General features: G+C 65.3%; 22 protein-coding genes and 1 pseudogene. 3 read left to right on the top strand and 20 right to left on the bottom strand.

What is annotated here, in order from left to right; all coding sequences use genetic code 11:
• Positions 1–160 precede the first annotated feature (160 nt).
• Positions 161–2,455 carry an autotransporter outer membrane beta-barrel domain-containing protein gene (locus tag WIX41_RS16540; protein ID WP_339449353.1) on the top strand — a complete coding sequence of 765 codons (2,295 nt, stop codon included), beginning with the start codon at positions 161–163 and terminating at the stop codon, positions 2,453–2,455.
• Positions 2,456–2,510: 55 nt separating this feature from the next.
• Here the strand turns inward: WIX41_RS16540 and WIX41_RS16535 are convergent, their stop codons facing one another.
• From WIX41_RS16535 to ppsR, 10 genes are all read right to left on the bottom strand, one after another.
• Entirely contained in the window at positions 2,511–2,726 is a 216-nt protein-coding gene (locus WIX41_RS16535) for a hypothetical protein (RefSeq protein WP_339449352.1), read from the bottom strand.
• Between the two features lie 131 nt (positions 2,727–2,857).
• Entirely contained in the window at positions 2,858–3,310 is a 453-nt protein-coding gene (locus WIX41_RS16530; RefSeq protein WP_339449350.1) for a hypothetical protein, read from the bottom strand.
• On the bottom strand, positions 3,307–3,513 hold the full coding sequence (locus WIX41_RS16525; protein WP_068852656.1) for a PspC domain-containing protein: 207 nt from the start codon (positions 3,511–3,513) through the stop codon (positions 3,307–3,309). The genes WIX41_RS16530 and WIX41_RS16525 overlap by 4 nt, the downstream gene beginning before the upstream one ends.
• Before the next feature lie 87 nt (positions 3,514–3,600).
• The gene (locus WIX41_RS16520) at positions 3,601–3,972 is read right to left on the bottom strand and encodes a YfeK family protein (protein ID WP_339449347.1); all 372 of its coding nucleotides are present in this window, start codon (positions 3,970–3,972) and stop codon (positions 3,601–3,603) included.
• Positions 3,972–5,039, bottom strand: a complete 1,068-nt coding sequence (gene phaC / locus WIX41_RS16515; RefSeq protein ID WP_339449345.1) for a class III poly(R)-hydroxyalkanoic acid synthase subunit PhaC — start codon at positions 5,037–5,039, stop codon at positions 3,972–3,974. The genes WIX41_RS16520 and phaC overlap by 1 nt, the downstream gene beginning before the upstream one ends.
• The gene (gene phaE, locus WIX41_RS16510) at positions 5,036–6,019 is read right to left on the bottom strand and encodes a class III poly(R)-hydroxyalkanoic acid synthase subunit PhaE (protein WP_339449343.1); all 984 of its coding nucleotides are present in this window, start codon (positions 6,017–6,019) and stop codon (positions 5,036–5,038) included. The genes phaC and phaE overlap by 4 nt, the downstream gene beginning before the upstream one ends.
• 52 nt (positions 6,020–6,071) lie before the next feature.
• Positions 6,072–6,686, bottom strand: coding sequence for a CDP-alcohol phosphatidyltransferase family protein (locus tag WIX41_RS16505; RefSeq protein WP_339449341.1), 615 nt, complete (start codon positions 6,684–6,686; stop codon positions 6,072–6,074).
• Between the two features lie 266 nt (positions 6,687–6,952).
• Positions 6,953–7,438 (bottom strand): NUDIX hydrolase, encoded by a 486-nt coding sequence (locus WIX41_RS16500; RefSeq protein WP_339449339.1) that lies wholly within the window; start codon positions 7,436–7,438, stop codon positions 6,953–6,955.
• A gap of 75 nt (positions 7,439–7,513) precedes the next feature.
• Positions 7,514–8,032 carry a DUF1249 domain-containing protein gene (locus WIX41_RS16495; RefSeq protein WP_339449337.1) on the bottom strand — a complete coding sequence of 173 codons (519 nt, stop codon included), beginning with the start codon at positions 8,030–8,032 and terminating at the stop codon, positions 7,514–7,516.
• 145 nt (positions 8,033–8,177) lie between these two features.
• A complete protein-coding gene (gene ppsR, locus WIX41_RS16490; RefSeq protein WP_282247890.1) occupies positions 8,178–8,999 on the bottom strand; it encodes a posphoenolpyruvate synthetase regulatory kinase/phosphorylase PpsR in 822 nt (273 codons plus the stop codon).
• 144 nt (positions 9,000–9,143) lie between these two features.
• Between ppsR and ppsA the strand changes: the two genes are divergently transcribed.
• Positions 9,144–11,522 (top strand): phosphoenolpyruvate synthase, encoded by a 2,379-nt coding sequence (gene ppsA, locus WIX41_RS16485; RefSeq protein ID WP_339449333.1) that lies wholly within the window; start codon positions 9,144–9,146, stop codon positions 11,520–11,522.
• Positions 11,523–11,644: 122 nt separating this feature from the next.
• Here the strand turns inward: ppsA and WIX41_RS16480 are convergent, their stop codons facing one another.
• From WIX41_RS16480 to mntR, 5 genes are all read right to left on the bottom strand, one after another.
• A complete protein-coding gene (locus WIX41_RS16480; RefSeq protein WP_339449331.1) occupies positions 11,645–12,757 on the bottom strand; it encodes an alkene reductase in 1,113 nt (370 codons plus the stop codon).
• Positions 12,758–12,946: 189 nt separating this feature from the next.
• The gene (locus tag WIX41_RS16475) at positions 12,947–13,816 is read right to left on the bottom strand and encodes an EcsC family protein (protein ID WP_339449329.1); all 870 of its coding nucleotides are present in this window, start codon (positions 13,814–13,816) and stop codon (positions 12,947–12,949) included.
• Between the two features lie 210 nt (positions 13,817–14,026).
• Positions 14,027–14,599: an oligoribonuclease gene (orn, locus tag WIX41_RS16470; protein ID WP_339449327.1), complete on the bottom strand. Its 573-nt coding sequence runs from the start codon at positions 14,597–14,599 to the stop codon at positions 14,027–14,029.
• 92 nt (positions 14,600–14,691) lie between these two features.
• Positions 14,692–15,216: a tRNA adenosine(34) deaminase TadA gene (gene tadA / locus WIX41_RS16465; protein ID WP_339449325.1), complete on the bottom strand. Its 525-nt coding sequence runs from the start codon at positions 15,214–15,216 to the stop codon at positions 14,692–14,694.
• The gene (mntR, locus tag WIX41_RS16460) at positions 15,209–15,667 is read right to left on the bottom strand and encodes a manganese-binding transcriptional regulator MntR (RefSeq protein ID WP_339449323.1); all 459 of its coding nucleotides are present in this window, start codon (positions 15,665–15,667) and stop codon (positions 15,209–15,211) included. Before mntR ends, tadA begins: the two co-directional genes overlap by 8 nt.
• A 175-nt stretch (positions 15,668–15,842) precedes the next feature.
• Here mntR and WIX41_RS16455 point away from each other — a divergent pair, with 175 nt between their 5' ends.
• Positions 15,843–16,079: a DUF1653 domain-containing protein gene (locus WIX41_RS16455; protein WP_339449321.1), complete on the top strand. Its 237-nt coding sequence runs from the start codon at positions 15,843–15,845 to the stop codon at positions 16,077–16,079.
• A gap of 77 nt (positions 16,080–16,156) precedes the next feature.
• On the opposite strand, the gene WIX41_RS16450 is transcribed toward WIX41_RS16455, so the two are convergent.
• From WIX41_RS16450 to WIX41_RS16430, 5 genes and pseudogenes are all read right to left on the bottom strand, one after another.
• Entirely contained in the window at positions 16,157–17,242 is a 1,086-nt protein-coding gene (locus tag WIX41_RS16450) for a hypothetical protein (RefSeq protein WP_339449319.1), read from the bottom strand.
• A gap of 523 nt (positions 17,243–17,765) precedes the next feature.
• Positions 17,766–17,846, bottom strand: a pseudogene (locus tag WIX41_RS16445) (type IV secretion system protein); the annotation flags it as partial.
• 232 nt (positions 17,847–18,078) lie between these two features.
• Entirely contained in the window at positions 18,079–18,606 is a 528-nt protein-coding gene (locus WIX41_RS16440) for a DUF4189 domain-containing protein (RefSeq protein ID WP_339449317.1), read from the bottom strand.
• A gap of 44 nt (positions 18,607–18,650) precedes the next feature.
• Positions 18,651–19,796, bottom strand: coding sequence for a type IV secretion system protein (locus WIX41_RS16435; RefSeq protein WP_339449315.1), 1,146 nt, complete (start codon positions 19,794–19,796; stop codon positions 18,651–18,653).
• A 78-nt stretch (positions 19,797–19,874) separates the two neighbouring features.
• Positions 19,875–20,696 (bottom strand): hypothetical protein, encoded by an 822-nt coding sequence (locus WIX41_RS16430; protein ID WP_339449313.1) that lies wholly within the window; start codon positions 20,694–20,696, stop codon positions 19,875–19,877.
• Between the last annotated feature and the right edge of the window lie 46 nt (positions 20,697–20,742).

The following is a 20,742-nucleotide window of genomic DNA, read 5'->3' as shown; positions in this document are numbered from 1 at the left end:
TGTAGTGCCGCACTGGCCTCCAGTTCACCAGAACTTCACCTGTCGCAGGGTATTCACTCCGCCTGACGCGTGCCGACGGGGATTCCGCAAGGAATGACGGCACGTCAGTTTTCATCCGCCTTTGCACGCTGTCCTTCCGTTCCCCGATGGAGACACGCTCATGTCCATACGCGCATCGCGATTCCCGCCGCATTTCCTTCCCGCCCTGCGCCCGTCCCTGCTGGCGGCGCTGATTTCCGCCGCAATGGCAGCCCCGGCCGGCGCCGGCACGGTGCCCCCGTCGGGCAGCCATACCGTCAACCCGGGCGATCCTGTGGAAGCCTGGGACGTGGGTACCGATGCGACGCTCACTGTGAGCCCGGGAGCGGAAACGTTGGGTATCACCGCCAACACTGGCCTTGCCCTGCTTCGCATTACCGGTGGCACCGTCACTGGCGGCACCAATCTCAACGTGATCCAAGTACGCGGCATCGGATTTGTCGAGATCACCGACAGCCTGCTTTCCGGCGACTCCGGCATCACTTACGGATTGGGAGCTTCTGACGATCCTGCCGCCGCCGGGCTTCTGATCCGCGATTCGCGGGTGCTGGTAGGCGACCGCCAAACTCGCCATGCCTTGTCCCTGGAAAGGGGGAATGCCCAGCTGATCGGCAGCGAGCTCGTTGGCAGTTCCGACGGTGTGAGATTGCATAACGATCCCTTTTTGACCGTCGACAGTTCCACCATCCGCGGTAAGACTGGAGCGATGCGCGTCTTTCGCGATGCCCGGATACTCGTGCGCAATGGCAGCCAGCTGTTCAGTGACGACGGGACGATACTCGCCGTGACCGGGCAGGCCGGGAGCGATTCGAAGGCAACCTTCGTCGTGGATGACAGCGATCTGGTCGGAAACATCGACGTCGCCACCCGCGCGACCGCCGACGTCACCCTCCGCAACAACGCAACGCTGCTCGGCCGCATGTTCAATGTCACCGCACTGACCCTGCAGGATGGCGGCCGCTGGACCCTCAACGGCGCCTCCAATGTGGGCACGCTGACACTGGGCAGCGGCAGCAGCGTGCACCTGGGCAATGGCGCCGGCTTCAATACCCTGACCGTGCAGGGCGACCTGATCGGAAACGGCGGGACACTGGTGTTCAATACGGAGCTCGGCAACGACGCCTCGCCCACCGACCGCATCATTGTGGAAGGCACCACACAGGGCCAGGCCCATGTGGCGGTCAACCATGTGGGCGGCACGGGCGCACCGACCGTGAACGGCATCGCACTGATCCAGATCGCCGCCCCGTCCGCCGGGACGTTCGTTCTGGACGGACGCGTCGTCGCAGGCATCCACGAGTATGTCCTGGTCCAGGGCACACCGGTCAATCCCGACGATGGCAGCTGGTACCTGCGCTCCAGCGTGACCGCGCCGCCCGGCGACCCCTGCGTTGGCGACCCTTCGCTGCCGGGATGCACGCCGACCGATCCGGAGGATCCGGTCGACCCCGAGGACCCTGTTGACCCCGAAGATCCCAGTGTGCCGCTGCTGCGCCCCGAACCCGGCGCCTATCTGGCCAACCAGCTGGCCAGCCTGCAGATGTTCAACGTGCGTTTCCACGATCGCCGCGGCGGCACCATGGGTCCAGGCGGACGCTCAGGCTGGGCACGGTTTGCCAGCTACCAGACCGCATTCCGGGCCGTGGCCGGGCAGCTAGATGCGAGGGGCGACACCGAGGTGCTGCAACTGGGTGCGGACGTTCTTGCGTGGGGAGACGGTGACCGTGGCCGGGTCGGGCTGACGGTCGGCAGCGGGCGCTTCCACAACCAGTCCACCTCGCGCGGCAGCGGCTACCACGCCACCGGCCGCGTGCGCGGCAGCGCCGCCGGCGTGTATGCCAGTTGGCAGCAGACGCCGGGGGAGGCCACCGGCCCGTACCTGGACGCGATTGCCCAGTACGCGCGCTTCAACAACCGGGTACGCGGCGACATGCTGGTTGAAGAGCGGTACCGCAGCCGCGCCACGCTGGGGTCGCTGGAAGCCGGTTACGGTCTGGCCGTCGTGGATACCCCGCACACGGAAATCACTCTCCAGCCACAGGTGCAGCTGACCTATTCCAACCTGCGCCAATCACGCCATGTGGAGCAGAACAGCACCTGGATCGATGCCGTCGATTCGGACGGTATGGGTGGGCGCCTTGGCCTGCGCCTGTCCGGCCAGGGCCGCTCGGCGTCTGTCAACCAGGTGCGCCCGCATCTTGAAGTCAACTGGATCCGGGGTGCCGCGATGCAAGCGCTGCGCTTCGACGACGAGGCGTTGGAGGGCGGGCTGCCGCGCAACCGGCACGAAGTGCGCGGCGGGGTCGAGCTGGCGTTCGGCCCACGCTGGAATGCCTGGGGCAGCCTGACCGTGCAGCGCGGCGATGCCCATTACCGCGACACCTCGGCACAGATGGGGGTGAGCGCCAATTGGTAGCAGGCCCGGATTCACAGATGCCGGGCCGGGAAGCGTACCGACCCACGGTCGGTACCTACCGGTAATGCTGCGCTGCGCGCTGCTGCACGACTTCGTCGTGCATCGATTCCAGCGCCATCACCCGGACCTTGCCCAGGCCCTGCAGCTCCATGAAGCGCTCGGTGTAGATCTCCGGGCCCGTGTCGGTATCGGCGCGGGACTTGCTGAATCCGTGGGGCACCAGGCCCTTGTCGCCATCCTTGCTACCACCGACATAAAGAACGATTGCCATGTGATGTGTTCCTCCCGAAACGTCATGCATGTACTACGGGTCACAGCTTAGCGCGCCCAACCTGACTGGTTCGTCAGGAGGCTAATAATGTTTGTTTGCATGCAGATGACGTCGCGTTGTGGATGCGTTTCTTACCGTTTTTTTAACGGCCACCAGCCGTGCCCATGCAGCGCGTACAGATCGGCGGCGCGCTCGAACGGATTGCGTGCGCTCACCCCACCGCACAACAGGTACACCGGCAGGTACAGCGGCCCCAGCACCAGGTACTGGTAGACATGCGCGCGTTCGTGGTCGTGCAGGCCGATCACCGGCTCGGTGCAGTGCCCGGCCTGATGTGCGTAGGTACGGCACGGCACGTCCAGGCGGGCGCCGGTATGCAGGATGACGTTGCCCAGGGTGATCGCCCCACCCGGCCCCCACGGGTACTCGCCGAACACCAGCGCGCAGTCGCGCCGGCTCCAGTACGGACGCGCCCCGGCCAGCATGCCCGCAAGACCACCGAGCACGCCGATCAGGGTGTTGGGCGCGGTCCATACCGCCCCCAGTCCCTGCAGCGCGCGCAGCGCCAGCGGCGGCAGGCTCAATCGGCCTCGTTGGGAATCAGCAGCCACAGCACCAGGTACACCAGGATGCCCGGGAACGCGGCCGAGGCCAGCGACACCAGCACGAACAGGACCCGCAGCAGGGTCGGGCTCCAGCCGAAACGGTGGGCGATGCCGCCCATCACCCCGGCAATCATGCGGTCGTTGAGCGAGCGCGACAGCGTGCGGGGGGCGGTGGTGTTCATGGCGAGGTCCTCCTGCGGTGATGGCGGCACATTAGCGCAACCGGTGTGTAGCCGATGCGTTGACGACGGCGGGGCCCAGGTCGGGGGTCAGCGCGACCGCCGCAGTGCCTGCAGGCGTGCACCGAACCACGCCGCGGCGGTCTGCTCGGGCTGGCCCGGACAGGCGATCCGGTAGGGCTTGCCGCTCATGCTGCTCTGGCTGGCGGCCCGCTCGATGAACTGCTCGGCGGTATCCACCTTGTCCTTCTTGAGCAGGTAGTCGTATTTTCGCTGCAGGTGCGCACGCGCCTCGGCGGCATCGTGCCAGCTGCCGTTGCGCTGGAAGCGGCAGGACGAACCGTCCAGCGCACCGATCAATGAGGCGATCTCGCGGCGCGCGGCCTCACTGGGCGCGGCCGTCACGCTGCCGGCAACTGCGGTGAGTGCCACCACCACGGCCAGGATCGATCGCGTGTCCATCAGGTGCGTTCCGCCAGCCATGCCGAAATGGTACCGGGGACTTCGCGCTGCGCGCGACCAGAGACATAGATGCCGATATGGCCGCCGCGGAAACTGCTCTCGGTGTAGTCGCTGCTGCCGATCCGCCCGCCCATCGCGCGCGACGCATCCGGCGGCACCAGGTGGTCCTGTTCGGCATAGATGTTCAACACCGGCAGCGTCACCTGGCGCAGGTCGACATGTTCCTCGCCGATCCGAACACCGTCATGCATCAGGCCATTGCCCTGGTAGAACTGCTTGATGAAATCACGGAACGCTTCGCCGGCCAGGTCGGGCGAATCGAAGATCCACTTCTCCATGCGCAGGAAATCCTGCAGCGCGGCCTTGTCGTCGAGAATGTCCAGCAGCCCCACGTACTTCTGGATGTTGAGCCGGAACGGCTTGAGCATCAGGTAGCTGGCATTCATCAGGTCGGCCGGGATGTTGCCCAGCGTGTCGACCAGCAGGTCCACATCCACCTGCCGGGCCCAGTGCGAGAGCATGTTGTCTGGGGTCTGGAAATCCACCGGGGTCACCATGGTGATCAGGTTGGCCAGCTTGGGCTGGCGCAGCGCGGCGTAACACAGCGCGAACACCCCGCCCTGGCAGACGCCGAGCATGTTGACCGGCTTGCCGTCGTTGGCGGCGACCAGATGGTCGACGGCGCCGTCGACAAAGCGCAGCAGGTAGTCTTCCAGCGTCTGGTAACGCTCGGAGCGGTCCGGGTAACCCCAGTCCAGCACGTATACGTCATGCCCCAGCGCGAGCAGGCGCTGGACCAGTGAACGGTCGGCCTGCAGGTCGACCATGTACGGGCGGTTGACCAGCGCGTAGACGATCAGCAGCGGCGTGCGCTGCACCGGCGCCTGCCCCCCGACGAAGCGATACAGGGTGACCTTGCCATCGCGCCACACTTCCTCGCGCGCGGTGGCGCCGTAATCCACGTCTTCCACCGATGGCAGCAGCTTCAGCCCGTCCATCAGCTTGCGCTGCATGGACAGGGTTTCCTGCAGCAGGTCTTCGGCATTGAAGCCCAGCGGTCCCTTCATGGGGCCGCCTTGCGCGCACGCGGCTTGGGCGCGGCCTTCTTTGTTGTCTTCTTCGCCGGCCTGGCGGCGGCTGCGGGCGCCGGTGCGGGTTTCGCCGCCGCAGCCATGCGCCGTACCAGCCGTTCCAGTTCGGTGATGCGCCGGTGCGCGGCATCCATTTCCGTGCGGGTCGGCAGGCCTAACGCCTCGCAGATGCGCTCCACCTCCTGTTGCGCGGCGCTGCGCAGGCGCATCTGGGCATTGCCCAGTGACGCGTAGACCTGCTGGAACGGCTCGGACAGCGCGACCTTGGCATAGGCCTCTTCGGCCGCCTCGATCCACAGGTCGAACATGGCGCGCGCGCTGGTCAGCTGGTTGCCCGGCTGCTCATGCTCGGCAAGGCGCTGCTCGAACAGGGCAAACGCATCGTCCAGCGCCTGCTTGATCTGGTCCACATAGGCACGCGCGTGGCCCTGGTACTCCTGCTGGGCGCGCAGCAGCGCCTGCCAGCGTGCCTGGTGTTCGCGGGCCGGGCCAAAGGCCGGACTCTGCAGCCACGGGCCGAGGTCCTGCTGCAGGCGTTCAAGCAGTGCCAGCAGGTCGGGGCCGCCGGCCTGGGTGTGGCCGCGCGCGCCCTGCAGCATCCACTTCAGCAGCCCATCGCCCTGCCCCTCGACGGCCTCGCGCCAGGCCTGGGCGATATCGGCGCTGCTGCTGTCCTGGCCGGCGAAGCGCGCGGCCACCTGCTGCATGGTGCCGTACCAGCCGCCGGCCTGGTCGCGGAAGCGATGCACGGCGTCTTCGGACTGCCGGTTGCCCGGGTTGGACATCAATTGTGCCCAGCCTTCGATGGCCTGCTGCCAGGTGCCCGGCACGCCGCCGGCGGTTTCTCCCCCCGGGGGCACGGCCGCATGCCGCAGGGCGTCGCCCCAGGCGCTGAAGTACTGCCGGGCCAGCGCCTCGAAATCGCCCGCGTCGTGGCCGCCGCCTGCGGTACTCACGGTTCGGCTCCAACGCAGTGGTGCGAGAACGGCAACATCGACAGTCTCCGGGTCACGGCTTGGGAATGCGCAGGGTCTTGCTGATCATCAGGGAGCCGGACAACGCGAACAGCAGCACCAGCGGGTGCAACTGCCACGGCCCCAGCTGCCAACGGCCCAGCCACAGGTCGTGACCGATCGCGCCAACGCTGGCCGCCACCGCAAGCACCACCACCAGCGCCAGGCTGGTGGGAATGGGCGTGCCCTCGAAGTACGGCACCTTGTCGCCTTCGCCAGCCAGCGCCTCGGCGGTCACGTTGTAACGGGCCAGGCGGCTCACCCCGCAGCACACGAAGTAGCTCAGCACCAGCCAGTCCCAGCCGCCCTGCATGCCGCAGGCATAGGCCAGCGCGGCCGGGGCCACACCGAAGGAGATCACGTCCGACAGCGAGTCCAGCTCGCGCCCCAGCGTCGAGCTGGACTTGCGCCAACGTGCGATACGCCCGTCCAGCGCGTCGAAGATGAAGGCCAGCGGGATCAAGGCCATGCCGAACAGCAGGTACCTGCGATCGCCATCCTGCAGGAAGCGCATGGCCGCAAACACCGCACCGGTACCGCAGAACGCGTTGGCCAGGGTGAACCAGTCGGCCAGCTGGAACTCGCGCAGCATCGTGAAGTGACGTTTCATGGAAGCTCGGTGGGCGGCAATGCCGAGAGAGTACCGCGACGGGGCCGAACCGCGACAGCCTTCACGGACGCCGACCTTCTCGCCGTGCTCACGGGACCATGACAAACGGTGAATTTTTCGCCACCCATCTTGACAGCCATGGAGGCTGGTCGCTGCCGTGCGTTATCCACAAACTTACGCACCGGTCATCCACACCCCCTGTGGATAAGCAGGCTCTATCGGAAACGCCGGCATCCCCTGGGTCGGCCAACGGCCGGCACTACCGGTCACCGGGTGTACGACCAGGACTGCATGGCGCCGTCGCGGTACGGCATCACCCCGTGGAAGGGGCGCGGGTCGTCGTCGAACACCAGCGGCAGGAACTGGCGGTCGCCCTCCCACAGCGGCAACGTCTCCAGCTTGTCCACGTCCACCCATTCCAGGGTGCCTTCGGGGTTGGCGGTCAATGGGGTGCCGGTGTAGTCGTCGATGACGAACACGAAGCCGAACCAGTCCTCGCCGTGTTTGCCGAACCCCGGCCAGCTGAGGGTGCCGCGCATGCGCATGCTGCCGCACTCGATCCCGGCTTCCTCACGGATCTCCCGGCGCATGCCGGCGGCCACGTCCTCATCGCGCTCAACCTTTCCGCCCAACCCGTTGTACTTGCCCAGGTGGAGGTCACCGGGTCGTGCGTTGCGGTGGATCATCAAGGCCTGGCGGCCATCGGGTGAGAGCACGTAGCCCAGCGTGGCCACGATCGGGGTATAGGGCATGTCGCACAGGCTCGAAGGACGCAATGGCCGATTATGCGGGAAAGCGTTGCCGGGCGAAGCCCGGCACTACGTCGGTCAGTTGGTGCCCGGGCGCGTGGCGACGCGTTCTTCCATGCGGTCCGTCATTGCCACTGGGGCGTGGCGCAGGGTCGCCACGCCATGGCCGCGCTCGGCCAGGTACTCCAGCCATTTGCCCAGGAAGGTGTTCATCCGCATGCGGTGGCTGATCAGCTCGGCCGGCGGCGGGTACATGCCCACCACATCCTGCCAGCGCCGGCCCACATAGCAATGGGTGGTCTCGACCTGGCGCGCGTCGCGGTACAGGCGCACGTAGGCCGACGGGTCGGGCTGGCCGGTCACCGGATCGGCGAAATCGTAGGTCAGGCGCAGCTCGACCGTGTACGGGTGGCATGCGATCACGTCCAGCCGCACATCCAGGCCATCCCCCACCGAGGACACATAACTGCCCGGTTTCAGCCCCGCCGGCTCGAACAGCCGCACCAGATGACGGTAATTCTCGGCGTACAGGCCCATCAGCCAGCTCAGGCGGCTGAGCCGGGGAATGCGTTCGATACGGGGCGATGCCTGGGCCATGTCTGGATCCTACACGTTGGTCTTCCAAACGTGGGGGTGCGAGTGCAGCGGACAAGGATTGTGGCTGAACACCCCACGGTGGATTGATCTCGATCCCGATGGGCCCGTAACGGTTCGTAGCGCCGGCCGTTGGCCGGCCCACGCATCAATACAATTCTCGTTGCAACCCCAGCGTGGTCAACACCTTGCTCGAAATCTCCTCGATCGAGGTATGGGTGGTGCTCAGGGTCGGGATGCGCTCCATCCGGAACATGGTCTCGGCGGCGGCGACCTCGCGGCGACAGGTCTCCAGGTTGGCGTAGCGCGAATTGGGGCGGCGCTCCTGGCGGATCTGCTGCAGCCGGTCCGGGTCGATGGTGAGCCCGAACAGCTTCTTGCGGTAGGGCCGCAGCCGGGCCGGCAGGCGGTCCTGCTCCAGGTCCTCGTCGGTCAGCGGGTAGTTGGCCGCGCGCACCCCGTAATGCAGGGCCAGGTAGATGCAGGTCGGGGTCTTGCCAGCCCGCGACACCGCCACCAGGATCACGTCGGCATCGTCGTAGTTGATCGCGATGCCGTCATCATGGGTCAGCGCGAAGTTCATGGCGTTGATGCGCCGGTGGTAGGTCTCGAAGTCCACCATGCCGTGCGCCTGGCCCACCCGGGAATGGCGGTTCACGGCCAGCTCGCGCTCCAGCGGCTCGATGAAGGGGGCGAATACGTCCAGCATCAGCCCGCCGCTCTCGGCCAGAATGATGCTCAGGCCGCTGTCCACGCAGGAACTGACCACGATGGGCCGGACCTGGTAGCGCTCCCCTGCCGCCCGGATCCGTTCACAGGCTTCGCGGGCCTTTTCCGGGTCGTCGATGAACGACATTCGATCGGTAATGAAGCTGAATCCGGAGAACTGGGTCAACAGGCTATGCCCAATGGTTTCAGCGGTGATACCGGTTCCATCGGAGACGTAGAACACCGGACGAATCGTCGACATGCGTCTTTTTACCCCTCTGAAGCTTAAAAAGGCCGTCGATACAAGCTTGTGCCAACGGCGGTCTGCCCGGCATCATATCGGCTTCTTCCTACGGACGTGGCCATCCAAGCCCGCCTCGGGCGATGGCCAAACGGAGCATCGCGCTTGAACGAGAATATCCTGTGGTTGCACGAACTGCGCTTGGCCGACCTGGCCCGCGTAGGCGGCAAGAATTCGTCGCTGGGCGAAATGATCGGCAATCTTGCCGGTCTGGGGGTTTCTGTCCCCGGCGGTTACGCAACCACCGCTGAAGCCTTCAAGGACTTCATCGCGCACAACGATCTGTCCAAGCGCATTTTCGACAAGCTGGCCACGCTGGACGTGGAAGATGTCGCCGCGCTCACCGTCGCCGGCAAGGAAATCCGCAGCTGGGTGATCGACGCCCCGCTGCAGCCGCAGCTGGACCAGGACATCCGCAGCGCCTACAAGCAGCTGTGTGACGAGAACGGCGGCGGCGACGTGGCCGTGGCCGTGCGCTCCTCGGCCACCGCCGAAGACCTGCCCGATGCCTCCTTCGCCGGCCAGCAGGAAACCTTCCTCAACGTGACCGGCGCCGACGATGTCGTGCACAAGGTCAAGGAAGTGTTCGCTTCGCTGTACAACGACCGTGCCATCGCCTATCGCGTGCACCACGGTTTCAAGCACGAAGACGTGTTCCTGTCCTCCGGCGTGCAGTTGATGGTGCGCTCGGGCGTGGGTTCGTCCGGCGTGCTGTTCACGCTGGACACCGAATCGGGCTTCCGCGACGTGGTGTTCGTGACCTCCAGCTTCGGCCTGGGCGAAATGGTCGTGCAGGGCGCGGTCAATCCCGACGAGTTCTACGTCTACAAGCCCACGCTGAACGCCGGCAAGCCGGCCATCCTGCGCCGCGCGCTCGGCAGCAAGGCGATCCGCATGGTGTATTCGGATGTCCCCGGTGAGCGCGTGCGCATCGAAGACACCCCGGTCGAGATCCGCAACACCTTCTCGATCAGCGACGAGGACGTGCAGGAACTGTCCAAACAGGCGCTGATCATCGAAAAGCACTATGGCCGCCCGATGGATATCGAGTGGGCCAAGGATGGCGTGAGCGGCAAGCTGTTCATCGTGCAGGCGCGCCCGGAAACGGTGAAGTCGCGTGGGCATGCCACCCAGATCGAACGCTTCGCGCTGAACCAGAAGGATGGCAAGGTGCTGGCCGAAGGCCGTGCCGTGGGTGCCAAGATCGGGGCCGGCGTGGCCCGCGTGGTCAAGTCGCTGGAAGACATGGCCCGCGTGCAGCCGGGCGATGTGCTGATCGCCGACATGACCGATCCCGATTGGGAGCCGGTGATGAAACGCGCCTCGGCCATCGTCACCAACCGTGGTGGCCGTACCTGCCATGCCGCGATCATCGCGCGTGAGCTGGGCGTGCCGGCCGTGGTCGGTTCCGGCAACGCCACCCAGGTGCTGCGGGACGGCCAGGAAGTGACCGTCAGCTGCGCCGAAGGCGATACGGGTTTCATCTACGAAGGCAAGCTGGACTTCGAGCGCACCACCACGGACCTGGGCAACATGCCGCCGGCGCCGCTGAAGATCATGATGAACGTGGCCAACCCGGAACGTGCCTTCGACTTCGGCCAGCTGCCGAACGCCGGCATCGGCCTGGCGCGCCTGGAGATGATCATCGCCAGCCACATCGGCATCCATCCCAACGCGCTGCTGGAATACGACCGCCAGGATGCGGCCACGAAGAAGAAGATCGACGAGAAGATCGCCGGTTACGCCGATCCGGTCAGCTTCTACGTCAACCGCCTGGCTGAAGGCATCGCCACGCTGACCGCGTCGGTGGCGCCGAACCCGGTGATCGTGCGCCTGTCGGACTTCAAGTCCAACGAATACGCCAACCTGATCGGCGGCAGCAGCTACGAGCCGCACGAAGAGAACCCGATGATCGGCTTCCGCGGCGCCAGTCGTTATGTCGACCCGAGCTTCTCGGCCGCCTTCGCGCTGGAATGCAAGGCGGTGCTGCGCGTGCGCAACGACATGGGCCTGGACAACCTGTGGGTCATGATTCCGTTCGTGCGCACGCTGGAAGAAGGCCGCAAGGTCGTCGAGGTGCTGGAACAGAACGGGCTCAAGCAGGGCGAGAACGGCCTGAAGATCATCATGATGTGCGAAGTGCCGTCCAACGCGCTGCTCGCCGATGAGTTCCTGGAGATCTTCGACGGCTTCTCGATCGGCTCCAACGACCTGACCCAGCTGACCCTGGGCCTGGACCGCGATTCGTCCATCGTGGCGCACCTGTTCGACGAACGTAACCCGGCAGTGAAGAAGCTGCTTTCGATGGCGATCAAGTCGGCACGCGCCAAGGGCAAGTACGTGGGCATCTGCGGCCAGGGCCCGTCCGACCATCCGGACCTGGCCGAATGGCTGATGCAGGAAGGCATCGAGTCGGTGTCGTTGAACCCGGACACCGTGGTCGACACCTGGCTGCGGTTGGCCAAGTTGAAGGCCAAGGGCTGATCACGAAAAACCCCGCTTCGACGGGGTTTTTCGTGCCGAACTACCGGGCCACCTGGACGTAGAGCCACGCCCTGCGTGGCTGCTCTTCGTTCGGGCACCGCGAAGCCACGCAGGGCGTGGCTCTACGCTTCGATTGTCTCGGCGGTCGGGTAATCGGTGAACCCGGCTTCGGCTCCGCCAAAGAAGGTGGCCTTGTCGGGCGCGTTCAATTCCAGACCCTGCTGCAGGCGCAGCGGAAGATCCGGGTTGGCGATGAACGGTCGGCCGAAGCCGATCAGGTCCGCCCAGCCCTTCGCCAACGCTTCCTCGGCGCGTTCAACGGTGTACTTGCCTGCGTAGATCAACGTGCCGCGATAGATCATCCGCAACGCTTCCTTGAACGCAACGGGCATCACCGGGGCGTCTTCCCAGTCCGCTTCGGCAATGTGCAGATAGGCCACGCCGATGCTGTCGAGGATGTGCGCGGCGGCCAGGTAGGTCGCCTGCGGGGTGTCGTCCACTGCGCCCTGCAGGGTGGTGAGCGGGGCCAGACGCACGCCGACGCGGTCGGCGCCGACTTCATCGGCGACCGCGTCGGCCACCTCGCGCAGGAAGCGCAGGCGGTTCTGCAGCGAGCCGCCGTAGCCGTCGGTGCGCTGGTTGGCCTGCGAATCGATGAACTGGTTGATCAGGTAGCCGTTGGCGCCGTGCAGTTCCACGCCGTCGAAACCGGCATCGATGGCGCGGCGGGCAGCCAGCGCGTAGTCGCGCACGATCTGCGGGATTTCGGTGACATCCAGCGCACGCGGCATGGAGTGCTGGACCATCTCGCCTACCCCGCCCTGCGGGCCGGTGCCGGCCACGTCGACGAACACCTTGACGCCGTCGGCCTGCAGGGCCGAGGACGACACCGGTTCCGCGCCATTGGGCTGCAGGTCCACGTGCGAGACCCGGCCCACGTGCCACAGCTGGGCGAAGATGCGCCCGCCGGCGGCGTGCACGGCATCGGTCACGCCGCGCCAGCCGGCGACCTGGGCATCGTCGTGGATACCCGGGGTCCAGGCGTAACCCTGCCCCTGCGGGCTGATCTGGGTGCCCTCGCTGACGATCAGGCCAGCCGAAGCGCGCTGGGCGTAGTACTGCGCCATCAGCGGGGTGGCCACGTTGCCGGTGGCGGCGCGCGAGCGGGTCATCGGCGGCATGACGATGCGGTTGGGCAGGGTCAGCGGGCCGAGGCGGTAGGGGGAGAACAGCATGGGGGAGGTCCTTGGTAAACGACTGAGCCAAGGATGGGGACGGCCGGACGTGGCAAAAAGCGCCATGGAGGCAAAACTGTTGTGCCGTGGGTGCAATGATCGCCGTTTGGGACGCCACCTCTCACGTAGAGCCACGCCCTGCGTGGCTGAGGCTGTTCCCGTTCCAATACAGCCACGCAGGGCGTGGCTCTACGGGCGACTGTCCGCGATCAGGGCATACGCCGCACGCACCGTTTCGTAGCCGTACTGGCGCTCCAGGCGGCGCACGATGAAGTGGCCCCGGGCCATGTCCTGGTAGTAGTCGGTGAACATGGTGTTCAGGGTGGCGCCGGCGACGGCGCCGATGATCGGCACGGCCTGGGCGGCGAACTTCTCGGTGACCACCACCCCGAAGCGCGCGGCGACCTTCTCCACGATCTTGGCCAACCACTTGCCGGCTTCCTTCGGGGTCAGCCCGATCATCACCCCGCCGCCACCGACCGCCGCACCCGCCAGTTCGGCCGACAGGTGGCGCATCACTTCGGCGGTGAAGCCGCGGGTGATGTAGTAGCCGGTCTCGCTGGCATCGTCCTGGCCGGAGTTGCCGCCCAGCGCGAACACTTCCAGGCAGGCGTGGCGTGTGCCCATTTCGCTCAGGTCGAAGCCCTCGCTGCGCGCCACGTCGGCCACCGAACGCATCATGATCGTGGTCGAGACCGGCAGTTCGAGGAACAGCGCGGTGAAGCCGAACGCGCCACCCAGCGCCCCCGAGGTAGCGGCCGCGACCTTGTGCCAGCGCGTGGATGCGGCCTTGCCGGGGGTATTGTCCATGCTCCACAGCGCGGCCTGTGCGGACTTGAACAACGCCGCCTCCACCGCCCCGTGGATGCGCCGCGACACCGACTGCGGCAGCTTCTTCACCGCAAACTCCAGCGGCGACCCGATCAGGTTGGCCATCTTGGCGGTGAGCGTGGGCGATTCAAGCAATGCCACCGCCCGCTGCAGATCGGCCCAGTCCTGCGAGGTCGGCAGGATCTGCGTTTCCAGCGGCGGCGGCACGATGCGGACGATATGGCTCATCCCCGGATCATACCGCCGCCGTGTTGAACAAACGTTGTGCCGGCGCTTGCGCACGGGGACTTCCGACAAGAAGCCCCCTTTGTAAGGGGGCGGCCGCGAAGCGGCGGGGGTGTGGATGCTGGTAAGAGGGGCCCGCGGTTTGCGCAGCGAACCGTGGGGCGGCAGCGCGCATGCGGTGACGCGTACCCCGGCCAACGGCCGGCGCTACCGTCACGCTGCCGGAAGCCCTGAAAGTGCGCCCATGAACTGGCGGTAATGGCGCAGTTCGGCGATCGAATCGTGCACGTCGCTCAGTGCGGTGTGGCTGGCGGTCTTGCCCACGCCGGCCGCGACCGATGGCGCCCAGCGCCTGGCCAGTTCCTTGACCGTGGATACATCCAGGTTGCGGTAATGGAAGTACTTTTCCAGGCGCGGCATTTCACGGTGCAGGAAGCGACGGTCCTGGCAGATCGAATTGCCGCACATCGGCGAGGCGCCGGCCTGGATCCACTGCGCCAGGAAGTTCACCGTCTGCGCTTCGGCCTGCCCCAGCGTGACCTGGCTGTCCACCACCCGCTGCCACAGCCCCGAACGCCGGTGCTGGTTGCGGTTCCACTCATCCATCGCCTCCAGGCGCTCCACGGGGTGGTGGATGGCGAACTCCGGGCCTTCGGCCAGCACGTTCAACTGCGCGTCGGTGACGACGGTGGCAATCTCGATGATCGCATCGTTGTCGGTATCCAGACCGGTCATTTCCAGGTCGATCCAGATCAGTCGTTCGCCTTCTGCGCCGTTGTCCGCCATGTCCTGCCCTTGTGCAATGGCCCGCGTCGCGACGCAGGCCGGGTGTGTAAGGCGGCATGATACCGCCTTCGCGGTGTGCCCCTGTCGTGGAGTTACTCCAGCAGCAGCGGCGGCTTGCCGCGTTTGGTCCGGAAATAGTTGGTCAACCGCGTGCTGGCTTCCTTCGCGAGCACCCCGCCGTGCAGCTCCACGCGATGGTTGTGGCGCGCATCGCCGAGCAGATCGAACACACTGCCGCACGCACCGGTCTTGGGATCGGTGGCGGCGTATACCAACCGCGCCACCCGCGCATGCACCACCGCCATCGCGCACATCGCGCACGGCTCCAACGTCACGTACAGGGTGCTGCCAAGCAGACGATGATTGGCCAGCGCCTTCCCCGCCCGCCGCATCGCCACGATTTCAGCGTGGGCACTGGGGTCGTGGTCGGCGATGTTGAGGTTCCAGCCCTCGCCCAGTACCGCGCCGTCGGCGCCGACCAGTACGGCCCCGACCGGAATTTCGTTGAACTCGCGTTCGGCGCGTTCGGCCAGGCGCAGTGCGTACTGCATCCAGTACTCGTCCTGGTCGTGCACCGGCACACCCAGCGGCGGCGGTGGTGGCAGACGCTCAACCATGGCCATCGGCCTTGCGCACGAACGCCTCGAACGCGGCCAGGGTGGCCTCGCTGACGTGGTGCTCGATGCCCTCCGCATCGCGGCGGGCCGAATCGGCATCCACGCCCAGTGCCAGCAGGAAGCGTTCCACGGTCTGGTGGCGGGCGCGCATCTCCCCGGCCAGCTGCTCGCCGGCCGGGGTGAGGAACACGCCCCGATACGGGCGCTGGATAGCCCAGCCTTCCTTGACCAGGCGCTTGAGGGCCTTGGCCACGGTCGGCTGCGCAACGCCCAGGCGTGTGGCGATATCGACCTGGCGGGCCTCGCGGCCGTCGGCGATCAGGTCGGCGATCAGCTCCACATAGTCTTCCACCAGCTCCGAGCGCCGTGCCTCGCGCACCTGCACGAACCCCTCCACATGCACCTGGGCATCGATCAGCGGGGTGGGCGTCTTGGCTCTGGTAGGCGACATGCAGGCTCCAGCAGGCGGCCGCCGGTGGCGGGGCACACAGTTTACCGTAGTGACGGGCCATGCCCGTCACGTGTATGCGAGGCAGCATGAGATCGACACCCCGTCCAAGGCGCAGTACAGCAGCAGCGGCCTGCATCGCTGCCATAATGCGATCCTTCCGACGCATGCATGCCCCATGTCCGATCTGCCTCCCCTGCCCGTCCTTGCCCCAGGTCACTACCGCCACTTCAAGGGCGGCAACTACCGGGTGATCGACGTGGTACGCCACAGCGAGACCTTGTTGCCGATGGTGTTGTATCGCCCGTTGGATGACGACCTTGGGCTGTGGGTGCGGCCGTATGAGATGTTCACCGCGCAGGTCGAGGTGGGCGGTGTGCTGCGGCCACGGTTCGCGCCGGTGGATGAAAGCTGAGCTGGCGCAGACGCTGCCGCTGACACGAAAAAGCGCCCCGTAGGGCGCTTTCTTGTTGACCGGCCAATGCCAAGAACTCAAGGCGTCGCGGTCACCCCCTGTGCCGATGCGCCCGCCACGATGAACGGATCGCGCCCGGCGTCGGCATAGCCGCCACAGCTGGGGTCGCCCGGTGCGACCGGATCGCACGGCCACACCACGCGCGGCACGGTATCGCGCGGCTCGAAGCGCTCGCCATTCCAGACGGCAAAGCCCAGGTGCAGCCGGCCCCATTCGCCATAGCTGCGCGGCTCGGGCTTGTCGGGGGTGCCGACATCCACGTACCAGCGTACGGCCGGACCATACTGCAGCTTGGCCGCGTCCAGCTGCACGCGCGCGCCGTTGGCGGCGTAACGCTTCTGATCGGATTCGGAAAGCAAGGGCTCGGCCGGAAGGGCCTGCTGGGTGATGTCCACCGGCGCGACGCCGGCACTCACGCGGTACACACGCTGCTGTACCAGCCCTTCGCGGCAGCTGCCGGCAGGCAGGCGCACGGTCTCGACCGGTTCAGCGTCGGGGCTGCGGTCATCGGCACAGGCAAACGGGCCGGACACCAGATACACCGTACTGCTCGGATCGGCGCTTTCAAATGAACGCACCCATACATCGCCCTGCACCGCCAGGAAGTCCGGGCGCAGCCCGTACCCGGGCACCGCCTTGAACCAACCCTTCTGCCCAACCTGGCGCTCGCGCCAGGCGCGCGGCAGCAGCAGCTGCTGCTCCGGAATGGCGACCAGCAGCGCCGACAGGTGCGCCGGCAGCGTTCCCTGGCAGGCGCCGATCAGCAGGTCTGCCTGGGTGGCCAGCCGCGCGGCCAGGTCATTCGGGCATCGCGCACCGAGCTGGCGCTCGATCTGGTTGTTGTCGTTGGCAAGTGTGGGAATGAGCAGCGGGCGCGGCGCGACCGGCGCCAGCCCGGCTGAAGCTGCTCGTTCGCTTGGCGAGGTGGCCGTTGCGGGTGTGGCCGCAGCTACGGCTGACGCATCCACGTTCACGGCGGCGGACGAGGTCACCGGCAGCTGGGCCGCCGCAGGTGCCGCCCCGGCGGACGCGGCATGGATCGTCGCCGCAGGCACCACTGCCGGCGCTTCAGAAGTTGTCTCGGCACCCGTCGTCGGCTTCACACCTTCAGCCTCCTCAACCGCAGTGGGTGGTTCCGAGGGCGTCGCTTCAATCGGCCTGGGCGCGATCCCCGGGGTGACAGTTGCAGGCAGATTGACCAGGGCAGGCGGAGAGACAGTCGCCGCTTCCTGCCCGCTGGTCGGCGCAGCGGTTGCGGGCACATCGACCGGGCTCGCAGCACCAGCCGCCTCGTTTACCGCTGGCGCAGCGACCACAACCTCCGGCGCGGCCTGAGCCTGGGCAATGGAAATCCCAAACGGCAACATCAGCAGCAGGGATGCCGGCCACCGAGCAGTCGAACACCGGGAGATAACCGAAGTATTTCGCATCATGTCGTCCTTGAACCAAAAATAAGCAGCAGGAGCCGCGCACCAACCTCCGCGTGCGCGTTCCCAGCATTGTCACGACACTCAAAGCCGCCTTTGGGTGTCAAATTGAGGTGGGGCTATATTCCCTGCGCGAACAAACTACAGCGGCGTTAGGACCTGCAGATTGCGAGAAACCAACATTCAGAAAGACTCAAGCCGGCGGCTGACCCTGTGGGCCGGCAGCTGCCGATCCCCCTATCTGGGAATATGCCATGAAGCTGCACAAAGTTCCCTGGAAGACGCCGAGCAGCCGTGCGCCAGAAATATCGAAGTCTTTCTCATCATGTCGTCCTTGGACAAATAATGGAACTACGAGAGCACGCTGATCCCGTACGGATCCAAGACAGCCAGCTCGTGGTCGACCACGCGTTGCGACCACATCGTCCAGACGCCTAAAGCCAATCTCCCCGTGACGCCGCCGGCGTTCATGAAACCGGCGCAGACAAGCGCTCGGCACCAAGCGCGGAAAATCAACGATATGCCTTGTACTCAGACATGCTGCAGGCAGAGTAGACAATCTCGCAGGTCTGGCCATTCTCGGCGCCTTGGCATTTGGAGAGCGCAGTTTCCTTCGCCTTCTCAACCGTCTCGGCTGAGACCACCATTGACTTCCCACCACCGCTGGCGAGCTGACCGGCGTCTGGATCAGCGATTGCAATGCACTGATTGAAGTACGCCAAGCGAAGCTTGCACTTCTTGCCACCGAGCCTCTTGCATTCCGCGTCGGCCGCCGCAACGGCAAGGCGCTTTGACTTCATTGATATGGATGCGCCGGTCGCCATGCTTTCCGTATCTTCCGACACGGCGCCCCACCTGGTTTCCCATTTCCCATCCGCAACCATTCTCCTCTCGGAGGTACCCGAGCCACCACCCGGTATTGGTGCACAACCCTGAACACCCTGCCCGCCTATGGGATAGGATCCAGGCGGGCAAGCGCCCTCAGCAAATGCGATTTGCGAAACCGCCAGAAGGAAAATGGCTGCTATTAGCTTTCTCATGATTGATTCCAAAAACCACTCAAGGTAGGCGCCTCGGAAGAACTTCAACGACCGTCTGCATTGCCATACTTACCGGAACCGCTAGCAGTATCAGGGGCTGACTGGGAAACTGATCTTCCAACGTGCTGCTGTCCAACCGTGTCTCCCATATTGGTTTCAGGATTCTTGGTCTGCGGCGGCGTATACGAACCCGGCGGCTGGCCTTGCGGGCCTGCGGCTGCCGAGCCACCTATCTGGGAATATGCCATGAAGCTGCCCAGGGTGCCCTGGAAGAACATCGCCGCCATTGGGGGCGCAGTCAGGATCAGCGTCGTGAGGATCAGGCCCATGCCGCCCTGCTGCATGGCCTGGCTGGTCATGCCGTCGCTCATCGCGTCCTTGAGGAAGAAGCTGTTGATCAGCGACGAGGTCCAGAACGCGGCGGAGACGCGTATGACCATGTCCAGCGCGATCGACACCATCGCCGACAGCACCGCCATCGAGAACATGGTGCCTATGCCGTAGAACAACCACTTCTGGAAGAACTGCTTGGTCTGGTCGAACAGTAGACACAATATGAAAAGTGGACCGAATCCGATGAACAGTGCGATGGCCACCTGGTAAAGCAGCAGCATGGCGCCAGCCGTCACCGCCGGGCCACCGGTGCCGATGCCGATGAACCACATGGCGCGGGTCTTTTCCTCGCGCAGGCCGCCGTCGTCGAGCACCTTGATCGCATCGATGCTGGACAACGCCACCTGCATCCAGGCCAGGCTCTTGTCGATCTGGTCCTCGGCCGTGCCACCGTTGCCGGTGACAACGCGGGTAATCAGGCCGCCAACGTCCTTGGTCAGGAAGTCGCTGACACTGCTGCCGAACATCGCCATGGACGTTGCCACGCTGATGATCAGCGCCGCACGGGCCATGTTGGTGACCAGCACCATCATCGAATCGCGGCTCTGGCCGGTCACGATGCGGTAGCCCTGCACCAGCACCCACAACGTCATCAATACCAGGGCAATGCCGCCAACCCAGGCCATCATGCGGCCCATCATCTCGATACCGAAATCGTTGATGCGATCGCGCAGGTAATCAAGAATCAGCTTGAAGAAGACGAAATCACCGATCGACTGGACACGCACCGCGTAGCCCAGAAGATCCTGCAATCCGCCCGAGAAATCAAAAACGTTGGCAATCGACCTGATCGACATTTCCACAATCCCTTGGTGATGCTGCTACTGCATTGGGCCCGGCACTACCTTGCAGGCCCGCTGAACCTGCGTGGGCGCTTACTTGACGCTGAGTGCGCCCTTGAGCGCCGCGGTCTTGACCAGCGTCCCGATGACCTGGTTGGTGGTGTCGCCCTTCAGTGCGTTCTGGGCCACCACCTTCTGGTTGCCTTCCATCACTTCGATGTAGGCGTCATAGGAGCGCATCCGCGACTGCCAGATCTGCGACTGCACGGCCAGGTCATTGGCCATGCGAAGCGATTCGCTATCGGCGCCCTGTACAGTGCCCTGGTTGTTGTTCAGGATGCGCAGCTTGAAGATGCGGTTGAGCGAGGATTCCATCTTAGGCACCGAGTAGGTCATGAACATCACCGCCTCGTTGTACTTGCGGTTCTGCATCATGCGGATGTTCACGCAGATCTGGGTCTGCTGTTCCTTGAAGTCGTCCTGCGGATTGAACACGAAGGTCTTGAACAGACCCGTCGGGCTGAAATCGGTCTTGCTGCCGCAGGTCTCCCTGACCAGGTAGTTCTCGCCCACCGGAGTCAGGGCGATGCCCTGCGGCATCCCGAAGTCATTCAGCACCGCCTGTACTTCAACCAACGCCTGCCTGTATTGCTCCAGGGTGCGAATCCAGTTCAAGCGCTGCTCGACATATTCGGCGGCATCCTGCGCCTTGGCCTGGACGGCCGTGATCTCGGCCTTGTAGGTATTGATCTGGTTCATGATCGACTGGAAGACATTCGGGCCCACTTCCACGACCGGCATGGTATAGGCCGGTGCCGGTGCATTGCACATCAGCACGGTCACCAGCGACAACGCCGCCAGGCGGAAGCTGAAATGACTACGGCGAGTCTTCTTCGGGTTCATAGCGGTATCCATCATTGTCTCCATCGAATGCGGCGAATGCCGGCCCTTGATCGGTCGG

The sequence above is a fragment of the Stenotrophomonas sp. AB1(2024) genome (assembly GCF_037482345.1).
Lineage (GTDB): Bacteria > Pseudomonadota > Gammaproteobacteria > Xanthomonadales > Xanthomonadaceae > Stenotrophomonas.
This window is presented reverse-complemented; position numbering and strand designations above follow the sequence as displayed.